The 23474-nt window shown below is 68.6% G+C and carries 19 protein-coding genes and 1 tRNA gene; 8 read left to right on the forward strand and 12 right to left on the reverse strand.

Translation table 11 applies throughout. The features are described from left to right. The first annotated feature begins 13 nt into the window (after positions 1-13). The 3 genes from J7F03_RS33040 to J7F03_RS33050 all read left to right on the forward strand — a co-directional run bounded on the left by J7F03_RS33040 (position 14) and on the right by J7F03_RS33050 (position 2958). Positions 14-919, forward strand: a complete 906-nt coding sequence (locus tag J7F03_RS33040) for a hypothetical protein (protein ID WP_214956077.1) — start codon at positions 14-16, stop codon at positions 917-919. A gap of 78 nt (positions 920-997) precedes the next feature. Further along, complete coding sequence (cysS, locus tag J7F03_RS33045; RefSeq protein WP_214956079.1) at positions 998-2374, forward strand: cysteine--tRNA ligase; 1377 nt, start codon at positions 998-1000, stop codon at positions 2372-2374. Further along, on the forward strand, positions 2371-2958 hold the full coding sequence (locus J7F03_RS33050; protein WP_214956080.1) for a 2OG-Fe(II) oxygenase: 588 nt from the start codon (positions 2371-2373) through the stop codon (positions 2956-2958). The genes cysS and J7F03_RS33050 overlap by 4 nt, the downstream gene beginning before the upstream one ends. A gap of 71 nt (positions 2959-3029) precedes the next feature. Here J7F03_RS33050 and J7F03_RS33055 read toward each other — a convergent pair whose 3' ends face one another. From J7F03_RS33055 to J7F03_RS33080, 6 genes are all read right to left on the reverse strand, one after another. Continuing rightward, positions 3030-3899, reverse strand: coding sequence for a ParB N-terminal domain-containing protein (locus J7F03_RS33055; RefSeq protein ID WP_214956081.1), 870 nt, complete (start codon positions 3897-3899; stop codon positions 3030-3032). Between the two features lie 70 nt (positions 3900-3969). Beyond that, positions 3970-5646: a relaxase/mobilization nuclease domain-containing protein gene (locus J7F03_RS33060; RefSeq protein WP_214956082.1), complete on the reverse strand. Its 1677-nt coding sequence runs from the start codon at positions 5644-5646 to the stop codon at positions 3970-3972. Then, complete coding sequence (locus tag J7F03_RS33065; RefSeq protein WP_214956083.1) at positions 5643-6113, reverse strand: plasmid mobilization relaxosome protein MobC; 471 nt, start codon at positions 6111-6113, stop codon at positions 5643-5645. Before J7F03_RS33065 ends, J7F03_RS33060 begins: the two co-directional genes overlap by 4 nt. A gap of 177 nt (positions 6114-6290) precedes the next feature. Then, positions 6291-7058, reverse strand: coding sequence for a DUF2637 domain-containing protein (locus tag J7F03_RS33070; RefSeq protein WP_251072868.1), 768 nt, complete (start codon positions 7056-7058; stop codon positions 6291-6293). 216 nt (positions 7059-7274) lie between these two features. Beyond that, the gene (locus J7F03_RS33075; protein WP_214956104.1) at positions 7275-8516 is read right to left on the reverse strand and encodes a DUF3631 domain-containing protein; all 1242 of its coding nucleotides are present in this window, start codon (positions 8514-8516) and stop codon (positions 7275-7277) included. A 278-nt stretch (positions 8517-8794) separates the two neighbouring features. Continuing rightward, positions 8795-8989: a hypothetical protein gene (locus tag J7F03_RS33080; RefSeq protein WP_251072872.1), complete on the reverse strand. Its 195-nt coding sequence runs from the start codon at positions 8987-8989 to the stop codon at positions 8795-8797. A gap of 129 nt (positions 8990-9118) precedes the next feature. On the opposite strand from J7F03_RS33080, the gene J7F03_RS33085 reads away from it, so the two are divergent. Together J7F03_RS33085 and xerC are read left to right on the forward strand one after the other, a co-directional pair. Beyond that, positions 9119-9790, forward strand: a complete 672-nt coding sequence (locus tag J7F03_RS33085; RefSeq protein WP_214956087.1) for a helix-turn-helix domain-containing protein — start codon at positions 9119-9121, stop codon at positions 9788-9790. Continuing rightward, on the forward strand, positions 9787-11448 hold the full coding sequence (gene xerC, locus J7F03_RS33090) for a tyrosine recombinase XerC (RefSeq protein ID WP_214956090.1): 1662 nt from the start codon (positions 9787-9789) through the stop codon (positions 11446-11448). Before J7F03_RS33085 ends, xerC begins: the two co-directional genes overlap by 4 nt. Before the next feature lie 45 nt (positions 11449-11493). Here the strand turns inward: xerC and J7F03_RS33095 are convergent. The 5 genes from J7F03_RS33095 to J7F03_RS33115 form a co-directional block, all read right to left on the reverse strand. Next, positions 11494-11566, reverse strand: a tRNA-Arg gene (locus J7F03_RS33095). A gap of 122 nt (positions 11567-11688) precedes the next feature. Further along, positions 11689-13275 (reverse strand): hypothetical protein, encoded by a 1587-nt coding sequence (locus J7F03_RS33100; protein ID WP_214956091.1) that lies wholly within the window; start codon positions 13273-13275, stop codon positions 11689-11691. Continuing rightward, a complete protein-coding gene (locus J7F03_RS33105; protein ID WP_214956092.1) occupies positions 13265-14200 on the reverse strand; it encodes a hypothetical protein in 936 nt (311 codons plus the stop codon). Before J7F03_RS33105 ends, J7F03_RS33100 begins: the two co-directional genes overlap by 11 nt. Before the next feature lie 364 nt (positions 14201-14564). Next, entirely contained in the window at positions 14565-15107 is a 543-nt protein-coding gene (locus J7F03_RS33110) for a hypothetical protein (RefSeq protein WP_214956093.1), read from the reverse strand. A gap of 424 nt (positions 15108-15531) precedes the next feature. Next, positions 15532-15915 carry a type IV toxin-antitoxin system AbiEi family antitoxin domain-containing protein gene (locus J7F03_RS33115; protein ID WP_214956094.1) on the reverse strand — a complete coding sequence of 128 codons (384 nt, stop codon included), beginning with the start codon at positions 15913-15915 and terminating at the stop codon, positions 15532-15534. Between the two features lie 584 nt (positions 15916-16499). Between J7F03_RS33115 and J7F03_RS33120 the strand changes: the two genes are divergently transcribed. The 3 genes from J7F03_RS33120 (at position 16500) to J7F03_RS33130 (ending at position 18612) form a co-directional block, all read left to right on the forward strand. After that, on the forward strand, positions 16500-16823 hold the full coding sequence (locus tag J7F03_RS33120) for a helix-turn-helix domain-containing protein (protein WP_214956095.1): 324 nt from the start codon (positions 16500-16502) through the stop codon (positions 16821-16823). 78 nt (positions 16824-16901) lie between these two features. Beyond that, positions 16902-17360, forward strand: a complete 459-nt coding sequence (locus J7F03_RS42810) for an NUDIX hydrolase (RefSeq protein ID WP_374104424.1) — start codon at positions 16902-16904, stop codon at positions 17358-17360. Positions 17361-17739: 379 nt separating this feature from the next. Further along, the gene (locus J7F03_RS33130; protein WP_214956097.1) at positions 17740-18612 is read left to right on the forward strand and encodes a hypothetical protein; all 873 of its coding nucleotides are present in this window, start codon (positions 17740-17742) and stop codon (positions 18610-18612) included. Positions 18613-18727: 115 nt separating this feature from the next. Here J7F03_RS33130 and J7F03_RS33135 read toward each other — a convergent pair whose 3' ends face one another. Continuing rightward, positions 18728-22867 (reverse strand): ricin-type beta-trefoil lectin domain protein, encoded by a 4140-nt coding sequence (locus tag J7F03_RS33135; RefSeq protein WP_214956098.1) that lies wholly within the window; start codon positions 22865-22867, stop codon positions 18728-18730. Between the last annotated feature and the right edge of the window lie 607 nt (positions 22868-23474).

A 23474-nucleotide genomic window follows, 5' to 3' on the forward strand; every position in this document is an offset into this window, starting at 1 on the left:
CAAAGGGGTTCTCGTGGAAGATCTGAAAATGCAGGCCCGTGCCGCAGCCGCCGGCCTTCTCGACACTCTCCAGTCGATGCCCGAGGTCCAGGCGCTCTACGTCCTTTCCTCCTCGGCAGTCGCGCCCAACAACGTCACAAGGTTCAGCACCGACTCCGATTTCGACCTCGCGGTCGTCCTCGACGTCCCGCTCAAGGAGGACGAGTGGAGGCCGTCGCCGGCGGACACGTACGCCCTGGTCCGCGAACGGCTCCCCGCCTGGGTCCCGGAGTTCAGCTTCTACCTGCCGGTTCCCTGGGGGCGCATGGAGGTCAACGTCCACCAGCTCCTGTTCCAGTACGAGGCCGACCCGCGCACGACGTGGAACAGCGACAAGTGCGACGCCTACGCGAACAAGGGCGAACCGCTGCTCGACCGCGAGAATGCCTTCGAGGCGGTGATTCTCCGCAAGACGAAAGAGCAGCTCTGGCAGCTGGAGGGCGAGACCCGTCGGCTCCACAACCGGATCACCTGGGACGTGCGCGAGATCCCCCTGCGCATGGCGCGTCGCGTCGGGACGCCCACCGGCCACTTCGTCCTGTCGGGCGCCCTGGACGAGATCGTGGACTGGCTGTACGCCCGCTCGGGCCGGCTGTTGCCGAACATGAAGTGGAAGCTGCACTCCCTCGGCGCGCTGGGCCTGATCAGCACCGAGCAGGAAAACCTTCTGATCGAGGTCCAGCAGTGCGACCCCCTGTCGATGGTTGACCTGGAGCGGCGGTGCGAGGCCCTGGAGGCGTTCTGCCGCTCGGCCGGAATGGACCTGAGCACCCGGGCCATCGAGACCGTGCGCAAGGCGTACCAGCGGGCCAACCACCACATTCTCGGGGAACACGCATCGGTCTTCGCTGACCGCCCCTTCCCCCGATTCGTCTCCTGAGGTGAGTACGACGATGCCAATTAGACGCTGTTGTCAGCACGTCAGTACGCTGCGTGATCCGCTCACCCAGGAGGAACGATGGCGATCAAGGTCCACAACACACTGACCGGACGGACGGAGGATTTCCGCCCCGAGCGGGAGACCGAGGTGCGGATGTTCGTGTGTGGACCTACCGTCTACGGCCCAAGCCACGTAGGGCACGCGAAGACGTACACGCAGTTCGACTTCATCGCCGCGTACCTGGAAGCCAGCGGCTACAAGGTCACCTACCTCCAGAACATCACTGACGTGGACGACAAGATCATCAGGCGTGCGAAGGAGGAGAACGTACCTCCGGAGGACATCGCGGCCCTCTTCGAGAAGCAGTACCTGGAGGACATGGTCGCGCTGGGGAACACCCGCGTCGACGTCCACGCACGGGCCCACGACCACATCGACGCGATCGTGGACCAGGTCAAGAGGCTCATCGACCGCGGCCACGCCTACCAGCTCGACGACGGCTGGTACTTCGACCTGGCCTCGTTCCCCGCGTACGGCAAACTCTCGGGCCGCACCGACCTGCGCCCCGAGGACTCGGTCTCGCGGATCGACGACCACTCCAAGAAGCGCAGTCCTGGCGACTTCGCCCTGTGGAAGGGGCGCAAGGACGGCGAACCGTTCTGGGAGACCGAGCTGGGGCCGGGCCGTCCGGGCTGGCACATCGAGGACACCGCGATCACGGAGACCTTCTTCGGGCCCTCCTACGACCTGCACGGCGGCGCCGTCGACCTCATCTTCCCCCACCACGAAGCCGAGGTGGCCCAGATGGAGGCCGCCTCCGGCATCGAGCCCCTGGCCCGCTACTGGATGCACACCGGTCTCCTGCGCGTCGACGGCGACAAGATGTCGAAGAGCACCGGGAACTTCCTCACCATCCGCGACGCGCTCGCCCGGACGGACTCCCGCACCCTGCGGTACGCCTTCCTCTCCCAGCACTACCGATCCTCCATGGAGCTGAACGACTCCACGCTGGAGCAGGCCCGAGCGGCACGCCGCCGGATCGAGAACTTCGCCCGGACCATCGACCCCGCGCACACCGACAGCCCGGCGAACACGTCACGTGCCGACGCCACCTGGAAGGAGATGCGGGAGCACCTGGACGACGACTTCGACACCCCAGGCGCCCTCGCCGTCCTCTTCCAGTTCATCCGCGAACAGAACCGCACGCAGGAACCCTCCGGGCCGGCCTCCCTGCGGCTGATCCAGGACGTCAACAACCTCTTCGGAACCTTCGACATCGCCGGCGCCGACCAAGGCGACACCGCTGTCGACGACCTCGTCAAGGAACGCGACCGACTCCGCGCAGCGAGGAAGTTCACCGAGGCCGACGCGATCCGCGAACAGCTCACCAAGCAGGGCATCACCCTCGAAGACTCGCCCGAAGGCACCCGCTGGTGGAAGGAGAACACCCAATGACCTGGAAGACCCGGTTACCCCTTCTCGCAGAAGGCGCCATCCCCCTCAGCCTCTGCGGCGCTCTGATGGACCACGTGAAGAACGAGACCGCGAGGCCGCGTACCTTCCAGGGCGTCGTCGACGAGACGCTGCGCAAGAGCGAGTACGTGGAGATCCCGACGCAGCTGGAGGAAGCGGTCATCTCCCACTGCGCTCCCTACATCCGCAGCCACTTCCAGACCCTTCCGAAGCGGATACCCACCCAGCCGGCGGTCGTCTACCGCTACGGTCCCGGCGTCGGGTTCGTGGCGCACCACGACGAGGTCACCGACGTCGAGCGCGAGCGGGCCCGGACCAACGGACAGCCGGTCGTCGGAGGAGACCTCACCCTGCTGGTCTGGCTCAACACGCCGGACTCCTACTCCGGGGGCGAGCTGTTCTTCGAGAACCCCGCCCAGGAGATCAAGCCTCCCTGCGGCACCTTGGTCGCCTTCCCGGCCACCCGCGACCACATCCACGGCGTACGGCCGATCACGAGGGGAGAGCGCATCACCCTCGTCATACGCACCGATGCCGAGAGCGTTAGGGCAGCCGTACTGCGGTAACCACCAGGATGATCGAGGGACGCCGCCGGGGCCAGCGCTGAACTGCGCTGGCCCCGGCGGCCTTTATAGGGTCAGATCTCGGTGGTCAGACGCGTGGCGACGGCGCGTGCTTCGGGTGTGAGGCCGTCGAGGACTTCCCGTGCGTAGGGAGTGTTCAGGCGGTCTGCCAGGCTTTCGACGTCAGGCCAATGGGCGGCTAGCTGTTCGAGGGTCTGCCGGGTTCGGTGGATGGCGTCCTGCCGCTGGGAGCGGTGTTCTTCCGCTAGCCGGTGTGCCTCGTGCCAGGTGAGCTCCCCCTGCTGGGCGCGCTGGGTGAGCTGGGGAGCGGTGTCCCCGTCGGCCTTCCGGATGGCGTCCATCTCTGCGACGAGCAGTTGCAGCCGCGCGTCTTCGAGCTGCTGGTCGAGGGCGGTGGTGGCCTGATCGAGGCTGAGGATGCCTTCGGAGACCTGGTCAGCGAGGTCGGGTGCGTGCTGGCGCAGGTGCTCGTGCCGGGCGATCAGCGCGGCGGCTTCGGCCTTGCGCCGACGAGCGGTCTCGTAGGCGGAGTCGAGTCGGAGGGCACCGATGCGCACCTCCTCGGCAAGGTCAGGGGAGTACTTGAGGACGGTGGTGGTGTTGGACAGCCGGGTCAGGCTGATGGCGTGGAGCTTGGCTTGGGTGCGCAGCGAGTGTTCCGAAACGGAACGGGCTATCGCGAGGATCACCGCCCTCTGGCCCTTGCTGAGGTTACGGCGCAGCGCGTTCGCGGAGAAGATCACGCGGACGTGATCGTCGCCGGCATAGGTGGTGAAGCGGGGTTCGATCCCGGCGATCGCGCATGCGGCGAGGCGGTTGCGGCCGTCGAGGAGGAGTCCGTCAGGGGTGAGGAGGAGGGGCTTGTGGAGGCCTTCGGCCTTGATGGACTCGGCGAGGTCGTGCAGCTCTTCCTCGTCCAGCATGGGGAAGACGGCGGCGAAGGGGTGGATCTTCAGGATGGGCTCCTTGTCGGGTCGGGTCGGGGTACGCGGATCAGCGCGTGGGGCGCTGGCGGGCGGGACGGGCTGCTCGTGCCGGAGGCGTCCTGGGGGCGGGTGCCGGTGAGCCCGGCGAGGGGTGCAGTGGCAGCTCGGCGAGGTGGCGCAGCCGCCATACCAGGACTTCGCTGATGGACGTTGCGGTGCTGAGCTCCCGTTGGCCTGCGGCCTCGGCGAGCAGGGCGCCCGGGTCGCGGCCGGAGGCTTCGGCATCGGCGAGGGTGGCGGCGAGCGCGGGCCAGCCGGGCTCGGCCAGGACCCGCTGGGAGTGTTCCGAGAGTGAACGCCGAAGGGTGGCGGTGTGCCGGTGGAGCACGGGCTGTGGGAGGAGACGGCCGCGTTGCGCGAGGGCGCCCAAGGGCTGTGCGGCGGCGGCTTCGTAGGCGGCGCGCAGGTGCCCGGCCGCCTGATGCGCGGCGACGGCCTGCTGGGCGTGGCCCTTCTTCGCGTGCCAGTTGGCTGCTGCCATGGCGAGGAAGAACGCCATGTCGATCAGCATCGCGGTGGTGGCGCCGTCTTCACCCCGGCCAAGGGCCGGACCGCTGTGGATCAAGTCGCGGGCGGCTTGGCGCAAGGCCCGGTCCTGTCCGCGCTCGGTCCGGACGTGCGAGCGGGTCGCCCGCTCGAACACCGTTGCTGCGTCCCGGAGCTGGCGCCGGGTCTGTTCCGCCGAGGTCTTTGCGAGGGCGTCGAGGACTTCGCTGGCGGCGGCGATCTGCGCGGCCACGGTCCCGTCGTCGCCGTGGTTGATGACGACGACGGCTTGCCAGGCCGTGCCCGTGGCGCGGCGCCGGGCTGATGCCGGACCGCTCACAGGCAGCGCGGGAGCCTCACCAGGCGTGCTGGTCCAGCGTTCTCGGAGGCGGGGCAGGGAGAGGTCGGGTGCCAGCTTCGACCCGGAGTAGTGGACGGGCGCCCCGTCCTTGTTGCGGTCCTCGGGCAGGGCGACGGTGTAGCCGAGAGTGTCACCGGAGGGTGCGGTCCGGCGCTTGATGAGGAGGCCGGCGGAGGCGAGGCGATCGAAGAACTCTGCCTCCGAAGCGGTGCCCGCCGCGGCGCGGCGGACGGTCTCTCGCAGTTCCTCGCGGACGGTACGGTCCCGGCCCTGGCGCTGGGCTTTGTGGCGTTCTGCGCTGGTGGGGCGCTTGGCGGCGGTCCCGTCGCCGGGCGCCACGCGATACAGGTCGTAGTCGGCCTCGATGCGGCGGCATTCCGCCTGGGCGCGCTTGCCGGAGCGGTGGTGGTCGGGCTTGCGGCCGTCTTCGCGTACGAGTGTGGCGATGAGGTGGATGTGGTCCTCGGCGTGGCGGACGGCAGCCCAGCGGCAGCCCGCGCCGTCGCCGGGGTCGATGCCTGTGGCGGCTATGACGCGGCGGGCGATGCCGGCCCACTCGTCGTCGGTGAGGGTCCGGTCGCCGGGGGCGGTACGGACAGAGGCGTGCCAGACGTGCTTGTCCGGGCGGGTGTCCGCGGGGCGGAGGTGGAGGGGTTCGTCGAGGAGCTGCTGGAGGTCCGCCTCGGTGGCTTCGGGGTCGCGGCCGGGGTCGGGGGCGAGGCCGTCAAAGGAGGCGACAAGGTGCGGGTCGGTGTGTTCCTCGCTGCGGCCGGGGCCGTAGAGGTAGGCCAGCAGGCCGGCGGTGTCGCCGCCCTGTTTGTGGATGGAGGGGATCAAGCGGCTTGGGTTCCTTCGGGGTTGGTCATGTGGGTGGTCACGCGGTGGATGTCCTCGGCGGCACGCAGGACGGCGGCGATGGTGTCGTCGAGCCCTTCTGGGGCGATGCCCCTGTTCAGGGCCTTGGCCGCCTGGTTGAGGTTGTTGCCGGCGATGCTCAGCTCGCGTCGCAGTCGGAACAGGCTGATGAGGACGTCCTGCTCGGTGGCTATGACGGCAGCGGTGCGGTTCAGGTCGCGGGCAGCGGCCAGGGTGCTGTGGGCGATGAAGCCGGCCAGTTGCATGCCGACGGCATCGGCGCCGGCGGAGGCGAGTGCGCGCTCTGCTTCGCTGAGGCGGACGCTGACCGCAGGGCGCTGCTTGCCGGCGCGGATACGGGGCTTGCCCCGGCGCCTGCCAGGCTGTGGTCCGCCCTCGGCCGCAGCCTGCCCGTCCCGTGCCCCCTGGCGCGGGACGGTGCCCGCCACCCCCGGGGCGAGCTCCGGTTCGGACGCACCCCCGACGGGGGAGTGTCCGAACCTCCAACTTGCTGCCTGGTGTTGGCCTGTGGTGGTAGGTGTCAGCTCAGGTCGTGCGGGAATTTCGTGTGGCTGATCGTGCAAGGGAATCTCCAGGGTCGGTTGGGGTCATGGGGGGCCGGCTACTCAGTCAGTGGTGTCGTCAAAGTCGGCATGGAGGATGTCCATCGCCATGACCAGCCGGTCCTTGCCTACGGGGTAGCCCTCCTTCCGGACGGCAGCTTCGAACCGCTTTCGGGGGATCAGCCCGTCGGGTCCTCGCGGGACAGTTCGTCCGATGGCCAGAAGCTGCTCCTCGCTCGCGGCAGGGCGGCGCCCCTTGGGCTTGACCACCGGTTCGGGGACATCCGCCAGGGTGGCCAGTGGACTTTCCGCCATGCCATCGCCACCGCTCAGTGACACAGGCGTTGGCGCCTCGGCCTGCTCCGTCAGGGCGAAGGTCGGCTCGTGCTGCGCCTGGTGGTGGCGGGTGACGAAGTAGAAGTGGACGGCGCCGGCGAGGGCGAGTGGCGCGATGGCGGAAAGGACGCCGACGGTCACGTCGTCGAGGCGGAGTCCGTCGTGGAGGATCTGCTGGTTGAGGCGGATGGCGTGCAGGGCGTTGGCCCAGATGCTGGTCAGGGTTGCGAGGCCGACCAGTGCCCACACGTACAGGCGGGCCCGCAAGGGCGCGGTGCGCATGAGTAGGAGGGCGCCGATGCCGATGGCGATGAACCCGTCGATGACGAGGGGGAAGGCGTAGGTGAGAGGGCCGGGGACGTGGGTGGCGACGGCCATCTGGCGCAAGGCCGCGTAGGAGAGGGCGAAGGCGGTGACGCCGAGGAGGGTGATACCCAGGCGGATCGCGGAGACCCCTATGCCGATGGGGGCGGAGATGGTGGTGGGTGCGGACAAGCGGGTGGGCTCCAAGGAGAGGGGGTGGGGGGCGGCCTCGGCTGCGGCTGGGCAGGGCGAGGCCGCCTGGGGAGGGTGGGGAGTCGTTGCGACTCGTCGCGTGCCTGGTCAGGGCAGGTACGGGTGGGGTGGCGATGTCGAGTCGACTCGTTGCGGGCCGGTGACTCGTAACCGCGTTGACCTGCGGTGCGACGGGTCGCGACGGGTGGTGTCGGGTCAGGCGCCGGTGTCTGGTTCCGGCTGGGGCTTCGGCTCGGGGCAGTAGCGGGCCCAGGAGTCGGTGAACTGTGCGCGGGTGAAGCCCTTGGCCTGGACGTCGCCGTGGAAGCGGCGGTTGGCGGAGCTGATGCCGTAGTCCTTCAGCAGGATCTGCAAGCCGCGCGCGGTGAGGCCCCGGTCGGTGTGCTCCGGCCAGGGCGTCTCGTCGTCCTTGTTCAGGATGTCGAGCAGGCGGCTGGTCCGGATCACCGAGGGGTCCCCCTCTGTGGCGAAGGCGCGGTGGATGTCGGCCAGGAGCCGGACGCCTTGGCCGCTGCTGTCCTGGTCCTTCTCGGCCTCGTGGCTCGTCATCGCCCGGCAGGCGGCGCGGGCGAGGTCGGGCCACTGGCCGCCTGCGAGATCGGCGACGGCGACCAGCGGCTCCCAGGTGTCGGCGGCCCGGTCCTCCACCGGCATCGGCGGCGTCAGCGCCATCGCCTGGGATCGCAGAGGCGCCAGCCATGTCGCGAGCCGGTCGCGCAGGGTGTTCAGGCCGGGGATGTCGCGGGCGCTGCGGAAGGCTGCCACGCTTTCGCCGGGCCGACGGCGGCGCATCCGGATCACGACCGAGCGGTCCATGATCGTGTCGGGCAGGTCACCGATGCCGGCGAGGGCCGCCATGGCGAAGGTGGGGAACTTCGAGACCTCGTGGTTGGGGCCGGAGACCCGCAGGGTGGGGCGGTTGCGCTGGGCGCCCGCGTTGATGAGGCCGCGCATCTCCTCGTTCTTCTCGGCGACCTTCGCGGAGCCGAAGAGGGTGTCGGCCTCGTCGACCAAGAGGGTGGGCGGCGTCTCGGTGATCGACCGGAAGATCGCGGCGGCGGAGGCGTTCACCGTGACCAGCGGATCGTGGACGGTCTCGGTGATCACGTCCAGCAGGCGTGACTTGCCGCACCGCTTCGCAGGACCGACCACGGCCAAGCGCGGGGCGTGCTGCCAGGCCGTCTGCAGATGCGTGGCAGCCACCCACAGGGCCACCGCTGTCAGGGCCTCGGCGCTCGGCAGGATCACGTAGCGCGCGATCTCGGTACGCAGGTCGTCGAGGACCTGTCCGCCCTCGGTGACGGGGCCGATAGGCCGGGCCGCTAGGGCAGGGGACTGGGGCTGCGGAGTGGAGGACGGGGTCTCCTCCGGTCCTTCAGGAACGCTTCGCAAGTGCGCGCCCGGCTGACCGGGGACGGCCGTCGCCGGCCAGGTCATCGCGGCGGGGGTGGAATCGGCGGGGGTGGGGGTCAGTTCCAAGGGGCAGCTCCTTTGTTGGGGGATGCGGGCATGCGGCAGCGCCCGGTCACCGGGTCGTCCGCAGGTAGCGGTTGGGAGAGTGGAAGAAGGGTTTTCGGCGTCGATGCGCCGGAGAATTCGCCACGGGCTACGGGTAGTTGCCGAGCCGAGCGAACACGAACAGTACGTACGGCCGTGGACGAAGTCCAGCGATCCGTGTCAGCTCCGCGCAGAATCCAATAGGGCGGCGGCGCGGGTCATGCGGCAAGGCTCAGCAGGTTCAACAGGTCGGCGGTCACCACCCGGTAGGCATTGCCCAGCCGTAGCACCTTGCACGGGTACTGGCCGCGCTTCGCCAGCTCGTACCCCTTGCTCCGACCGAGGCCCAAGGCCCGGTTGCCGGTGTCCAGGTCAACGGCCACGGGGAGGGCCAGTAGCTGCTCCCGGCTCATCCCCTTCGCCGGACCGTCCTTCTCGTCGTCGCGCACGCGGCGCTCCTTTCCTCACAGCCCACGGCGAACACGGCATCGCATTCGACTCCAGGCCTTGATTACTAAGTCTGAAGAAGCAAATGTGTCTCCATGACACAAGCTGATTTCGATGATGGAAACGAGGACGACGTCCCCGAATGGGCCGACCGACTCATGGCCGACGTGGCCCGCGAAGTCCGCAGACGGAGGAAGGAGATGAAGTGGAGCGCCCAGGACCTGGCCGACCGGTGCGAGCAGATCGGCTTCCCGATCCCGCGCAACGTCATCGCCAACATGGAGTCCGGCCGCCGCGCCGTCCTGCCGCTCGTCGAGGTCATGGTGCTGGCCGAGGCCCTGTACACCCACCCACTCCGCCTGATCTACCCCGTCGGGTACGTGGAGGAGGTCCAGCAGCTCCCGCTCACGTATCCGGTCGACACCGCGAAGGCCATGCGCTGGTTCGCCGGCCTGAACGAGGACTACCAGGCCGACCACCGCATGCTCCGCCACCATGTCGCCCACGCCACTGCTCTGGAGAGGGCAGCGATCGCCGTCCAGCTCGAAGCCCAGCAGGGGTGGGTGGTCGAGAGGGCGATCGATGACACCGCGCGGGCGAAAGCTCTGCGCACCCAAGCCGAGTTCGCCGAACGCGCCGCTCGGGCAAGGGACGAGCTCTACCAAGTGCGCAGCGAGATCTACGCGGACGGCGAGCCGCTCCCCGACCTGCCGGACGAGCTCGCCGACGTCGACCCCGCCGAAGGCTACGAAAGGGACACCGATTGAAGGGCTCCACCCACCGCCGCTGCTACTGCCGCGACCCCAAGACCAGTCGCCCCCTGGGCAAGAACTGCCCCAAGCTCTCCAGCCGCAAGCACGGCTCCTACTCCATTCGCCAGGAGCTCCCGCCCCGCGAAGACGGCGCCCGCCGCTCCTTCAGCCGCGCCGGCTACGAGACTCTCAAGTCCGCACAGGCAGACCTCGACCACATACGCGCCCTGCTCGGCCTGGCGGAGAGCGACGACGTGGAGAACCTGGCCCGACTCGCCGACATGCTGGAGCAGGTCGGCGACGAGAAGGCCCCCCTCCCTGACATCGAGGCGACCCGTCGCCGTCTGAGCCACGGCCTCGACCTGACCAGTCGGCTGACCGTCGGCGAGTGGCTGGACATGTGGCTCGCGGGCAAGAAGGGGCGGCAGAGCGCGATCAGCCGCGACGAGAGCAACATCCGCGTGCACCTCAAGCCGCGCATCGGGCACTTGCGGCTGGACCGGCTGCGGGTCATCCACCTGACGGAGATGTTCGACGCGATCGCCGAGGGGAACGTCGAGATCGCCGAGGGCAACGCCGCACGCCGCAAGGCGGTCGAAGACCTCGCCCTGATCCCCTGGAAGGGCCGTGACCACCGCGCTCGGCGCAAGGCCATGAAGGCCGCCATCGCGGAGATGGACCCCTACCGGCGCATCGTCGGAGCGGCCACGCGCCAGCGCGTCCGCTCCACCCTCCGGGCCGCGCTGAACGCCGCCATCGCGCAGCAGTTGATCACCTTCAACCCGGCCGCGCACGTCGATTTGGAGACTGGCAGGCGGCCGAAGGCGCTGGTGTGGACGGAGGAACGCGTCCTCCATTGGAAGAGGACCGGCGAGAAGTCCTCCCCCGTGATGGTCTGGACGCCGGAGCACACCGGTCTCTTCCTCGATCACATTGCCGAGGACAGGCTGTACGCGCTGTTCCACCTGATCGCCTTCCGCGGGCTCCGGCGCGGCGAGGCCTGCGGCCAGCGTTGGACCGACACTCATCTGGACGCCGGGCTGATCACGGTCGCCAAGCAACTCGTCGTCAACGGCTGGGAGGTGTACGAAGACGACCCGAAGACCGACGCCGGCGCCCGCACCATCGCCCTCGACTCCGACACCGTCCACGCGCTGCGAAGCCACCGAGCCCAGCAGGACGAGGACCGCGTCGAGTGGGAGAGCGCGTGGGTGGAGACCGGCCGCGTCTTCACCCACGAGAACGGCGAGCTCCTCCACCCGGCGAACGTCACGCGCCGGTTCATCGAGCTGTACGAGGAGATCGGGCTCCCGCCGATCCGGCTCCACGACCTGCGCCACGGCGCCGCGACCCTGGCCCACGCGGCGGGGGCCGACCTGAAGGACATCCAGGAGATGCTCGGGCACTCCTCGATCACCATCACGGCGGACACCTACACGAGCTTGCTCCCGGAAGCGGATCTGGCGATAGCCGAGGCCGCCGCCCGGCTCGTCCCGCGTGCCCGATCTGCTGCCCAAGCGGCCCCCGCAGAGGACGCGGCGATCACGGACGGGGACGTGGCGAGCGTGCCGGATCGTGCCGATCCGTCGGCGGCAATCCCCGAGGCCGATGGCACGTCCGCTCACGCACCGCTCACGCAAACGGCCCCGGACCAGGGGTCCGGGGCCGAATAGAGCGCCTCGCTGGGAGGAAATCCCAGGTCAGCGACTTGTGTGCTGTGCCCTCGGCAGGATTCGAACCTGCGACACCCGCTTTAGGAGAGCGGTGCTCTATCCCCTGAGCTACGAAGGCGGGCCTTGCGTGAAACGTGGCGGAATACTCTGCGTGAGAATCCGGCTCGCCTCGGCAAGGTCCTGGGCTGCCACACGGGCAGCCCAGGGACAGGGTAGCGGATCAGGGCGGGGCCCCGCGGCTCAGTTCTTGGGGGACCGGGTGAGGCCTTCGGCGGTCTCGGCGTCCGCGTCGGCGTAGGTGGGGTCCTCTCGGTAGCGGGCAGCGCTGGTGGCGTTCTGGGCGAGGAGGAAGCCGAGGATTACCAGGCTCTGGGCGTCGGCGCCAAAGGCGATCATGCGGCGGTTCCAGAGGGAGCGGTCGAGCTGGGAGAAGCCGGACTCGGTGTCTTCGCGGCCGCCGTAGAGGTGCTGGTGGGTGGCGGTGTTGCCGGGGATCTGGAGGAGGTGCTCGGCGCGGTGGAAGCCGGTCTCGGTGTCGCTCTGTCCGTCGTCGCGTTCGCCGGGGGTGGTGGTGATGGAGACGGGTTCGCGGTGCTCGTGGGCGCCGCGGGGGCAGGGGACGGCGATCAGGTGGTACCAGCGGTGGGTGTTCGGGCTGGCGCGGCGCTGGAGTTTGAGGATGGGCAGGGGCAGGAGCGTGGTGGTCCCGGTGTCGAGGAAGACGCGTTCGTGCGCGCGTCCCTGCTGGGACCACAATTCGTGTCGGCATAGGCCGTAGTCGAGGGTCCGCAGGTAGCGGGGGCGGGCGCCCTTGTGCTGCTTGTTGATGAGGAGCCGGCCGCGGCGGGCGATGACGTCGCGGTGCATGCCGCGGAAGGCTCCGTCGTACAGGACGCCGAGGCAACCGTCCGCGGTGTCGAGGATGGCGCAGGCGAGTTCGAGGGCGACTGCAGCTTCGCCTCCCTCGATGTTGCGGGGGACGTGGGCGAAGCGGAGGAAGACGCGGCGGAGGTAGCCGCGGTGGCGGGTGGAGAACACGACGAACTTGCTCCCCAGCACCATGGTGGAGTCCGAGTCCCGGCTGTCCTTCGGCTCCCGGACCTCCTGGTTGTCCCCGTCCCCGTCCCCGTCCCCGTCCCCGTGGTCGGTGTCCGGGGTGGGGTTCTCGTCGTCGCGGTTGCCGCCGCCCTCCTTTTGCCAGGAGGAGGCGGGGTCGACGCGGTGACGCCGGCGGACACCGTTGGCATCGACGCTGTAGGGGACGGTGGACAGGGTGGGGGATTTGGCGACGGTGCCGTCGCCGGCGATGAGCTGGTGGCGCTGGGGGCTGGACCAGGATCGGCGGGCTTCGGGCGGCAGGAGTCCTTGGCGCAGGGCCTGGGCGAGCGCGAGGTCGGCGAAGGTTTCGCAGAGTTCTCCGAGCCGGGGGATGAGCAGGGTCTTCTGGGCGTACTGCCACTGGTGGCGGGTGGGGCCCGCCTCGGGGAGCCGTGAGGCTTCCCCCTCGCCGAGGTGGTGGGCGACACCCTTGCGGATTTCTTCCCACAGCACAGGGTCGCCGAGTTCGGCGGCGCAGTAGCGGGCGGAGCCGTGGATCCCGCGCAGGGCGAGGAAGAGGACGTAGACGTAGGGCGGGAAGACGCCGGGGTGGCCGGGGCGCGGGCCGGTGGGGGTGTCCAGGACGGAGGCGAGGCGGTAGATGTCCTCGAAGAACGCGACGTCCCGCATCCGGCGGGAGATGGTGCGGATGTCGGTTTCCAGGGCCCGACGTGCGGCCTTCTTGCGGATGGTGCGCGGGACGGGGTCACCGAAGAGGTCATCGGGCATCGTGTCCGGCCTCCCTTTCCGTGGTGGTGGGCTGCCAGTAGTGCCCGATGAGGGCGGCGGTGCTGTCCAGGGAGGCCAGGCCGAGATGACGCGCGGCTGCCTCGATGCGGCCGGTGCGGGTGAAGGTCTCCCAACCGGCGTACGCGGTCACGGAGGCGGGACGTACGCTGCTGTCCGCGCCGAGCCCGATCCGTTTGAGGAGGTCCCGCAGCGCGACACACACCCTCGCCTGGACCTGTTCGTCGGAGCCGGCCTGGGCAGAGACTGCCAGCGGGCTCAGGCCACCTACCGCGATGTTCTCCAAGTGCCGGGTACGGGCGATGAGTACGCGCATGCCCCAGGTGTCCAGCGAACACCATCGAGGCAGGGTCTTCGTCGAGCCGTGCATCCATACCCGGTGCCCGGTCAGGTCGAGGTCGGCGGAGCGGATGTGCCCGATCTCTCCGCTGAATCCGCCGGCCAGGGCCAGAGCTGCCGCGGCGGCGTGCCGGGTGGGGCGCTCGACGTACTCGGCAGCGCGGCGCAGGGCGATGGCCTCGTCGTCGCTCAACGGGCGGGTGCCACTCTTCACCCGAGGCGGCAGTTCGATGCCCCAGGTCGGGTCGGCGTCGGTGAGGCGGAGTTCGCGGGCGGTGGTGAAGCACATCCGCAGGACGCTGCGCCGCAGATAGCGGGTGGCGAGTGCGGCCGGTGCGACGTGTCCGTGCCGGGTGCGGCCGTGGGCGTCGATGAATCCGGCCGCGACGGCCGGAGCGACGCCGTCGAACTTCGACACTCCGCGGGCGCCGGCGAAGTGCTCGAAGCGATGCAGTAGCTGGCCGAAGCGGCCGAAGGACTGCTTCGACATCTCGCCCCTGGCGACCAACTCTTCCCAGGAGTCCAGGACGCGAGCGATGCCGTCGCGGAGGGGTACCTCACCCGCCATGAGGTACCGCCTGAGCGGCCCGAGAGACAGAAGTTGGAGTTCCGGGCACAGTGCGACCTCCACATTGATGGTGCGAACATGCACCACGGTGTGGAAGGTCCGGCTTACCCGCAACAGGAAGACGTCGCAGGAGTGAGTGCTACGACCGTACGGCTGACGGACTGATGTGTGATCAGAGAGCTGGGCGTACTGGCGTGATGTGCATGCGTACTGGCTCCTCTCGGTGGCGGGGTGTCATGCTGGTCGGCAAGGGGTGGATGGCGAGGGGATCGAACCCTCCGCGTGCGGGTCCAGAGTCCAGACGCGGACACCAGCCGCCACCCTGGAGGCGCCGGACCAGCCGAGTGCCGGTCCGGCGCTTCGCTCAGGCAGCGGGCGCGAGGGCTCCACGAAGGGTCTGTAGGACACCCTCCAGGAAGGCGACGTAGCGGGCGTCGGGCAGCTCCTGGATCTCGCGCAGGGTCAGGCCGAGAAGGAAGGCGGGGTCGGGATCTTCGGCTTCCGTCTTGGGCCCCGGCCCGGGTTCTTCTGCCCGTGGCGCGGTGCGCGGACCTGGGCGAGGCGGGGCTTGGCCGGGAAGATGGATGTGCAGGCGGTCGTCGCGTTCGACCACGAGGCCGATGACCAGCCATTCGACGAGGTACACGCCGCGCATGGGCATGCCGCGCAAGCCGGTGCGGAGAACGCGGGCCAGATCCTCCTGGGGCAGCGGTCCACCGGCCAGGTGTTGGGACACGACAGTGGCGGACCAGTGCGCCTGCATGAGGGGGTGGAGCAGGAGGCGGGCCTGGGCGGAGTCACGCGGCCAGGCTTCGGCGAAGGCGCGTCCTTGATCGGTCAGCGCGTACCGGCCGCGTCCCGGTTCTGCCAGCCCGACCTCGACCAGGAACCCCATACAGTCGCTCACCGTGTCCATGCTCTTGCCGGTACGTGCTGCCGCGGCCGCGCGCCCGACCTCCTCGCCGCCGGCACCCAGCTCGGAGAGAGCGAGGACGAGCTGGATCTGCTGGGTGGGACTCGTACGGCCGCTGGGTAGCGTCCGGCGGGGCGGTTGAGGGCCGCCGCCGTTGCCCTTTCCGCCTGAATGTGTCGGTCCGCCGTGAGCAGACCAGGTCGAACTGGAATCGGGGTGGGAAAAGAAAGGCATGGTGAGCCCAATCCCGGCCACTCGGGCCGATTTCTCGCAGGGCTCTCGCGCCATCGGGTATCAACACCTAGAATGACGGTGATGCGTGAGCCCAGAAGAAACGCGCGTCCATGTGCCGCCGACTGGTTGTGACGCCTCGGCGGCACTTGCGCGTGTGAAGTCGTATCCGAATTCATGCCATCCTCTACGCACCATCTCCTCGGGTGCTGGAGGGAATCGCGTAGGTGCCGTGGCTGACGCGGAGCAGCACTCCTGCCCTCGTCAGTCGGGTGAGTTCGGGACCGACGCCGGTGATCTTGATGTCAGGGCGTGCGGAGCTGAGGTGCTCGACGATCTCGGTACGTGTGATGCGCCGCCTGGCGCGAGCAAAGGCGAGCAACTCCTCGCCGAGCGTCCTGGCTCCACCCTCTTGGGCGCGCTTGCCTGATGTGGGTGTGCCCGTCTGATCCTGGTCGGTGTGGGGCAACAGCTCCTCGGCCTCCAGGGCCACCCGCTGTGAGATCTCGGCGCGGGTGTCCGCCGACTCGAAGAGCGAGCGGGCGAACGCAACCTCCTGTTCTGCCCGCACGAGGCGGTCCTTCGCTTCCGCGCGCTTGGATGCGTCACCGGCGGCCAGGCGCCTCAGCTGGTCAAGGACACCCCGTGCCCGACGTGAACGCATGAAGTGCCTCCCCTCAATTCCCTGAACTGGAATTCCTCTTGAGCGTATCGACAGTCTCATTGCCCCGGTAGGGCATCTTCGTAATTCCCTCATGTGAGGCCGCAGTGGAAAATGTGGAAAGGGGTCGAACGAGACTGGAATGCCGTGGCCCAGGCTTTGCGGGAACATGATGTTTCACAAAAGCGTCCCCGGTCTGGCCTGCGAATCTTGCTCGACTCCTCAGCTACCCAGAGTCAGTGAGGCAAGCACGTGCCGAGTGGGGGCGCACGGGAGTGAAGTGGGGGAGGCAACCCACCTGTGGGCGGGTGAGCTGCCGGGCCGGGTTGGCCCCGAGCGGCGGAGCGTGCGGCCGGCTCTCGCCCGGTGTGTTCCGCCGACCTCAGGGGTGTCGGGCGTGGGAAGCTTGGCGCGCGCTGCATGTATGCACCGTTCTGGCCTCAGTCTCGCGCATGGAGAGGGGAACGCCAATGGGTGCATGGGATGATCCAGGCATGCCCCGGAGCAGTAACGACAAGGTGCCCAGCGCGTATGTGGCTGACGGCGCCTGGCCTCACGCCGCTCTCGCCCCCGACGCACCCGTCAGCGCCCACTTCGCGCAGGCGCTGGCGCGAAACCTCGAGCGCGGGCTCGCCTCCAGCGGTCAGAGTCTGCGAACTCTGGCGGAAGCCACGGGGATCAACCACACGACGATCGGTCGCGTCCTGGGCGGCAAAGTGTTGCCCGACATCGGAACCCTGGCGCGCCTGGAGGTCGCACTCGGCTTCCAGATCTGGCCTGGCCTCGCAGCCCTGCCGACCAGCCCTCCGGCCGAGTAGGCCCGACCGGGCGGTCACCTGCCTGGCCCGTCGTGGATGCGGGGCGCCGCGCTGCCTCCTACGCTCACGCCTATGTGCATGTATGCACCGAAGGTGCGGCGTGACGTGTTCCTCGTGTGCTTCGATACGCGCCACCGGGTGGCGCTGCTCCGAGCCGGGCCGCCAGGCGCTGGTGGCCGCTGGGCTCTTCCTGCAGGGCGGCGATCCGACGGGGAGTCTCATGTCAGGGCAGCCCGGCGTCTTGCTTCCGTGGTGGCGCCGCTGGGTGGGGTGCATTTCGGGGGCCTGACGGGCAGGTTCAAGGCCGACACGGGCGGCGTGGGTGCCGGTCCTCACCGAAGTGAGGCCTGGATCTTCACTGTGCATCTCGGTCTCGCGTCCGCGCTTCCTCACGTACAGGGCAAGGCGGAGTTGCGCTGGGTCCCGTACCGACAGATTCCTCTAGAAGTACGGCACCTGGGCATCCCGGATCTGGAGCTCTTCCTCGAGGGATACGTGGAGGGGTGGATCCCGGACGGCTGGATCACTCTGTGCTGAACGGACGAGCCGATGGTGCCGATCCGGAGGCTGCCTGCGCAGTCGTGTCATGAGAGGTGCGAAATCTTCCTCCGGTGCGGTCCTCCCCCGAAGGCGCCAAGCGCGAGGTAGGCGGTCACGACTGAGAGTGAGGTCAGGGCTGCGAGGAGGTGGGGATAGCCGTCGATTGGGCCCGCGGCTCTTGGCGGGGTGTGTCGCTGTGACCAGCGCGGACGTCGTGTGTGACCTGCGTGGAATGTGCCCTTAGGTGCCGGGTGGTCTTGGAAATCTGCCCGTCTGCCGGGCGTACTGACCTATCGTCCGTGCATGGAGTCACCCATCTCGTCCGAGTATCTGACCTCCGGCGCCCGGGACTTCGCGCGTCTGGCCATAGACGCGCATGCCCGCGGGGGAGGCCGAGGTCTTCCTCCTGGAGGCGGGAGTCAGCATCGAGCGTTTGGCCAAGGCTGCGCTTGCCCGGGTGAACCCGGTCCTGCTCGTGGAACTGTCCAGCCGGCAGGACGATGCTCTGCTGCACCTGGCCGGCGCTACATCCTTGCCCAAGAAGCTCCGCACGGTCGGCGCCCAGGGAGCCATCGACCGACTGCGGAAGATGGAGGTGCTGCCGGTGAAGGACGAGGAGCTGGATACCCTCATCCAGCTCCGCAACGGTGTCGCACACCTGGGCACCAGCGTGCCGGAGGACTTCCTGGAGCCGTTCGTCGAGGCAGTCTGTCTGCTGCTCAACCACATGGATCTGGACCATGCAGAGTTCTGGGGTCACTGGTCTGACCTGGTGCGCGTGGTGCTCGATGACCGTGCCGATCGGCTCCAGAAGAGCGTTCGGCTTCGTCTGCAGCAGGCGTCCTCGCGGGCCCGGGCCAGATTCACGGACATGCCGGAGGGGACTTCGGACCGCTTGGCGTCGCTCGTCGCGCAGCGCGGGCTCGTGGTTGTGGAGGTCGATCAGGCGGGCGGCCCTCTCTTCCAGGCGCTGACGAGATGCCCGGCCTGCCAGACCGAAGCGGCTGCCCTGTTTCTGCGGGCCACGACCACCGCCCTGCTGTTCGACCTGGAACTGGCGGCTGAGGGGTTGTGGTGCGATCTGTGCCAGCTGCACCTGGCAACCACGGAAGAAGTGGGTCTGGCTGGGCTTCCCACCTCAGCCCGGTACACGGCTGAGGACCTGATCCAGATTGGCCTCCAGGGCAGCGTAGCGGCGATGGATGTCGTCTCGTACGCCATGCGGCGTCTGCCCGAAGACAGTTTCTGACATCGAGCCTGTCCCCATGGGGAGGTCTGGCCGCACGGTCGTGCTGGAGGAGGAAACCACAAGGCGGTCGGCCGGGAGACCCAGGCCGAGCGCCTTGTGGTGGTTGGTGGTGGGGCTACGGGGAGTACGGCAGGTTCGCCGCGGTCAACGTGGGAATGCTCCAGCGCTGGGCCGGGGTGCCGTTGCAAGCGACCAGCATGAAGGTGGTTCCCCAGGTTCGGCTTGCCCAGGGGACGTCCAGGCACATGTTCGCCTGCGGGTTGTAGAGGCTGCCGTCAGCGCGTAGGAGCCACTGCTGGCCGCCCTGACCCTTGCAGCTCGAGAAGACGACCGGGGTACCGGACGCCGTCTGGTTGCCGTCGGCTGAGACGCACTGTCCGTTCAGGGTGATGGTGCCGGCGGCATTGATGTCGAACTGCTGGGCCGGTGTGCCGTTGCAGCCGTGCAGTGCGGGGCGCTGGCCGTCGGCGGTGTTGTTGTTCGGGGCGTCTATACAGACATCCGGCGATGCGGCGAACCGGATCGGGACGTTGGACGCCGTCATGGAGGGAACGTAGTCCTGGTAGACGGACAGGTTCGCAATGCCGCCGCTGAGCCAGTTCGCCGGCTTGCTCTGGTACTTTTCGCGGCCGAGGATCAGTCGGCCGCTGGGTGCCGGGCTGGTGGTCGCGGAGTGGTGGCCGCTGGAGGCCAGAGCGCCGTTGACGTAGAGGCTCATCGCTCCGGTCGTGGCGTTGTACGTGGCGGTGAGCTGGGTCCACTTGCCCTTGTCGACGGCGTTCGCTGCAGTGACCGCGGCGTTGTGGTCATAAGGCCAGGCGTCGTCGTCACCACGGGCGATGGCGAAGCGCCAGTCGGTGCCGTCGGACCAGATCTTGAAGCTGCTCGCGTGCACCATGTCCTGGCTGACGATGGTGTCCTCGGCCTCGTTGGCCTTCGCCCAGGTGCTGATGGTGAAGGACTTCCGGGTGTCGACGACCTTGGCCGGACCGGTGACCACCGACGAGACCGTCTTGTCGAAGGATCCGACCGGACGGTCCCGGCCGTCCAAGCGATCCGTCGGGTACGTGACACCCGAAGCGGTGGTCGTGTTGGAGACCCCCTCGGAGTTCACCGCGGGAATCGCCTTGGAGTTGCCGTCGAGCCGCCATTCGATCGTCGGGGCCCGCCCGGTGGCACGGGCCTCGCGCTCGACGAAGCCCGTCACCGTACGGATGCCCGAGACGGGAGCGCTCGCCGTCCCGGACCAGGCGTACAGCACTCCGGCCTTGTCCTGTGCCCAGAGGTCCGGGATGCCGTCGTCGGTCAGATCTCCGTCCGAGCCCACCCGCGGGTAGTCGACGCCCTTGATGCCTGAGTGGATCCGGGTGGACGGCTGCTTGCTCAGGCCGGTCACCACGATGAGTGCGGGACCGGTGGGGTCATTGGGATCGATGGGGCGCGAGGCCGTCTTCATGTCGTACTGGAAGACGTCTCCGGTGGTTCGGTTGCGCACCCAGAGGGCCGGCGCGGTGTCGGTCGTGGCGCCGATGCGCAAGGCGTTGCCCGGGACGATCAGGTCCTTGTCGTCCCAGGGGCTGCTGTCGTCGACCAGGGTGGGTTCGCCGAGCTTCTGATTGGAGCGCACCGGGTAGAACCAGAGCTTGCCTGCTTCCACCGCGAGGGCTCCGGTGGCGTCCGTGACGGTTCGGCTGGGCGTACGGGTGGTCCTGGCCGGGCCCGTCATGGTGATCTGGCTCGAGTACTCCCAGGAGATGACGTTGTGGTAGCCCGCGCAGGAAGGGGTGTAGGTGCTCTCCTTGCAGGCCGGCTTTGCGATCGATTCCTTCGTGCTCAGGTCGAACGTGCCGGGGTTGGTGAGGTTGTTGTCGTAGGAGAAGAGGTCCGTGCCTCCGAGACCCCCGATGGTGGTCGGCTCCTGGTGGACGAAGAGGTCGTCCACGTTGCGGCCCGGGTCGCGGGAGCCGCGGTGGGACGTCCGATAGTCCTTCCACGTCGTACCGGCACCCGTCTCCGGCCCCTGGAGGGCGGTGGCGGTGGTGCCGCTGGGGATCATGCTGGCCGCGGTTCCGTCGCTGGCGCGTCCGTAGGCGATCAGGTTCCCCGCACTGTCCGGGAGCAGGATGTCGGGGCGGGCGTCGCCGCTGGTGTCGCCGAAAGCGACCGGGCCCGGCTTCCACGGCACGTAGAAGGCGTACGAGTGGGTCTGTGAGGCGTTGCCGGCCTCGTCGAGGACCCGTGCGTAGACGATGTTGGTGCCCCAGTGGGTGGGCTTGACGCTGATGCCCGTGAGGGAGAGCGGGCTGCCGCACTTCTGGGTTGCATCGGCGAGTTGCGGATCGAAGCCGAACTCGACGCAGGCCAGACCGGAACGGCGTAGACCTGTGCCGGGGCTGGCGTCGGAGGCGACGACGGGGATGGTGCCGGTGTCGCCGAGACCGAGCTTGGTGGTCTGCCCGTTGCCTGACGGCGGGAATTGTTTGGTCAGGTCGGTGACCTTCCCGAACTGCATGACTGGCGGGGTGAGGTCCACCGCGAAGTGGCAGGTGGTGCTGGAGGGGCCGCGGAGCAGTCCGTCGTCTCCCCGGGTGGCCCAGGCGTAGTTGTGTCCGTCCTTCAGAGTGCCGTAGGGCGTTGTGTACCGTGCCTCGCTGCCCGTTCCCACGAAGCCCGACCAGCCCTGCTGTGCTGTCGCGGAGTCGGTCGTGTCGAAGAGGTCCACCCATTGGGTCAGCTGTCCCTGGTTGGGGCTCTTGACGGTGGAAGCGAGGGTGACGTTGCTCGTGGTGATCCACCCGTACTGGGCCTCGGCCACATTGCCGCAGGCCTGCGTGTCACCGGCGACCACGCGGCGCGGCCCTGGGATGGTGTGCGGGTTCTCCGGGGCCAGGGGCGGGAAGTCGTACTGTGTGCTCAGCGTCGCGTTGTACGAGAACCGCTTGAAAGCGATCTTGCTTCCGGAGCCTTCCGGCCCTCGCAGAGCGAAGGCGAGCGGCTTGCTGGTGTCGCGGATCGCGTCACGCATCGTGTTGGTGACGTTGAAGTCCACGGGGACGTCATCGGCGCAGCCGGAGCTGCCGTTGCCGGGGACGTCCTGGGCGGCGATCCACTCCCGGATCTCGTGGTTGTTCCAGGACACGGAACTGTCGAACTCCCGGGCCCGGTAGACGTCCACGGAGTACTTGTTCGTGCACGACCAGTCGGAGGAGATGTACTGGCTCACGCGCAGGTTGGCGTAGTTGATGGTCGCGCCGGAGTACCCGTTGACGGCGAACTCGTACAACGCGCGCTCGATGCCCTTCTGGGTCTCCCAGCCCTGGTAGCCGACACCCGGACGGTCGCGTTCGGACGAACCGGTCCGGTCGAAGTTGCCGGTCCCGGGCCAGGCACTGCCGACCCAGGCATGGTGCTGCTTGCCGCGGGCGTCGGCGGACCAGGCGGGGTCCACGTAGATCGGGTAGCTGGTGTTCGCACCGTCGAGTAGATCCGGGCTCGGCGCGAGCGCGATGGCACCGGTGGCCTGCGTGTCCGACCCGGTGACCTCGGCCCGGGTGACGGGGATGCTCGCCACGGTGGCACCCGCACCGGGCCCCTCAGCACTGCTCAGGCCATTCCGGGAGCTTTCCTCCTCGGAGGTCGTTTCCGCTGGCGCCTCGAGATCCGCGTACTTGGCCCCTCGTGTGGCCGGCTGAAGGGCTTCCTTCGCGGACCACATGAGCGGCGCTGGCGCCCGGAAGGCGACGTCCTCGCCGCTCGCCGCCTTGAGGCTGCCGTCCTCGCCCTTCGACAGGGTCAAACCTTTGGTCGTGGCGGGGAAGACCAGGTTGTGCACGGCAGGGTTTGCGGCCGCGGTCGGGGTGCGAAGGATCAGGACCGTGGTGTAGCCGCCCCACTTGGTGGCGGTCACCTGGAGATCGGTGTCGACGGCGACGTTCTCGAAGAGCGCGCCGTTACCGGTGAGCTTCGGTGTGGGCAGCGCACCCGGGAACGGTGAGGACACCGACAGCTGCTTGCCGTCTTCGGTGGTCATGGTGGCGAGCGGTCCCGTGCCGCCGCCGGAGATGGCCAATCCGGAACTCGACACCTTCGGTACGACCGTGCCGTCCGCCCCCACGGTCAGCGTGTCGTCCAGCGCGACCCATTCGCCGCCGTCCTGCTTGTTCTTCGTCCGCTCCGGCAGCAGGCTCTGCTCGGTGCGCAGCTTGCCTTCCGGCGTCACCAGGGTCGTGGAGTACTCCGTGGTGAGCTCGGGCACAGGCACCTCCTCACCGGTTCTCACCGCTTCCTCACGTGCCTTCTCGGCGGGCGTGAGGACAGCGGGATCGGGTGCGGCGGTGCTGCTGCCCGTAAGGGGCGGCTGGGTGGCTGCCTGCGCGGCGTACGGCGCGGACATGAGCATAGCCGTCGAAAGGACCAAAGCCGCCATGGCCGAATTTGGACGGTACATGGCAATCCGCTGCTTCAGTAGGATCCGCATGGTGGGTCTTGGTGCATTTCTCACGATTGCGAACTCCCCCCATTTCCTGTGCGCCTCCGCACAATTTCGCGCAGAGATCCGGAGCACTCTGACAGGAACGCGACTGTCCAGCAACCTGTAAAGGGAATCTTCCACCCCTCATGCATGAAATGCCGCAGAGTGCTGCAAAGCAGCATCGAAAAGCAATCGGCATGTTCGGGCCGCCTTGGCTGAAATTGCCACTACGGATCCCCTGTGCCTGCCGGTGTGGGGCGCTGGCCTGGTCGAGGTTGCCCTGAGGTGCCTAGGGTCAGTATGCCGTCAACGCCCGACGGGGCATTCGATCGGGAGGTTGTGGATTTCGGCCGTTCGCGCCTTCCGGGGGAGGGTGCGAGAGTCAAAATTC

The sequence above is a fragment of the Streptomyces sp. ISL-43 genome, assembly GCF_018614195.1.
In the GTDB taxonomy this organism is placed as follows: Bacteria; Actinomycetota; Actinomycetes; order Streptomycetales; family Streptomycetaceae; genus Streptomyces.

Excerpts from the sequence above, each read along its gene's own strand:
- cysS (WP_214956079.1), top strand. The coding sequence starts at position 998 with ATGGCGATCAAGGTCCACAACACACTGACCGGACGGACGGAGGATTTC.
- J7F03_RS33050 (WP_214956080.1), top strand. The coding sequence starts at position 2,371 with ATGACCTGGAAGACCCGGTTACCCCTTCTCGCAGAAGGCGCCATCCCC.
- J7F03_RS33055 (WP_214956081.1), bottom strand. The coding sequence starts at position 3,899 with ATGCTGGACGAGGAAGAGCTGCACGACCTCGCCGAGTCCATCAAGGCC.
- J7F03_RS33075 (WP_214956104.1), bottom strand. The coding sequence starts at position 8,516 with ATGACCTGGCCGGCGACGGCCGTCCCCGGTCAGCCGGGCGCGCACTTG.
- J7F03_RS33080 (WP_251072872.1), bottom strand. The coding sequence starts at position 8,989 with ATGAGCCGGGAGCAGCTACTGGCCCTCCCCGTGGCCGTTGACCTGGAC.
- J7F03_RS33085 (WP_214956087.1), top strand. The coding sequence starts at position 9,119 with ATGACACAAGCTGATTTCGATGATGGAAACGAGGACGACGTCCCCGAA.
- J7F03_RS33100 (WP_214956091.1), bottom strand. The coding sequence starts at position 13,275 with ATGCCCGATGACCTCTTCGGTGACCCCGTCCCGCGCACCATCCGCAAG.
- J7F03_RS33105 (WP_214956092.1), bottom strand. The coding sequence starts at position 14,200 with ATGGCGGGTGAGGTACCCCTCCGCGACGGCATCGCTCGCGTCCTGGAC.
- J7F03_RS33120 (WP_214956095.1), top strand. The coding sequence starts at position 16,500 with ATGCCCCGGAGCAGTAACGACAAGGTGCCCAGCGCGTATGTGGCTGAC.
- J7F03_RS42810 (WP_374104424.1), top strand. The coding sequence starts at position 16,902 with ATGTATGCACCGAAGGTGCGGCGTGACGTGTTCCTCGTGTGCTTCGAT.
- J7F03_RS33130 (WP_214956097.1), top strand. The coding sequence starts at position 17,740 with ATGCCCGCGGGGGAGGCCGAGGTCTTCCTCCTGGAGGCGGGAGTCAGC.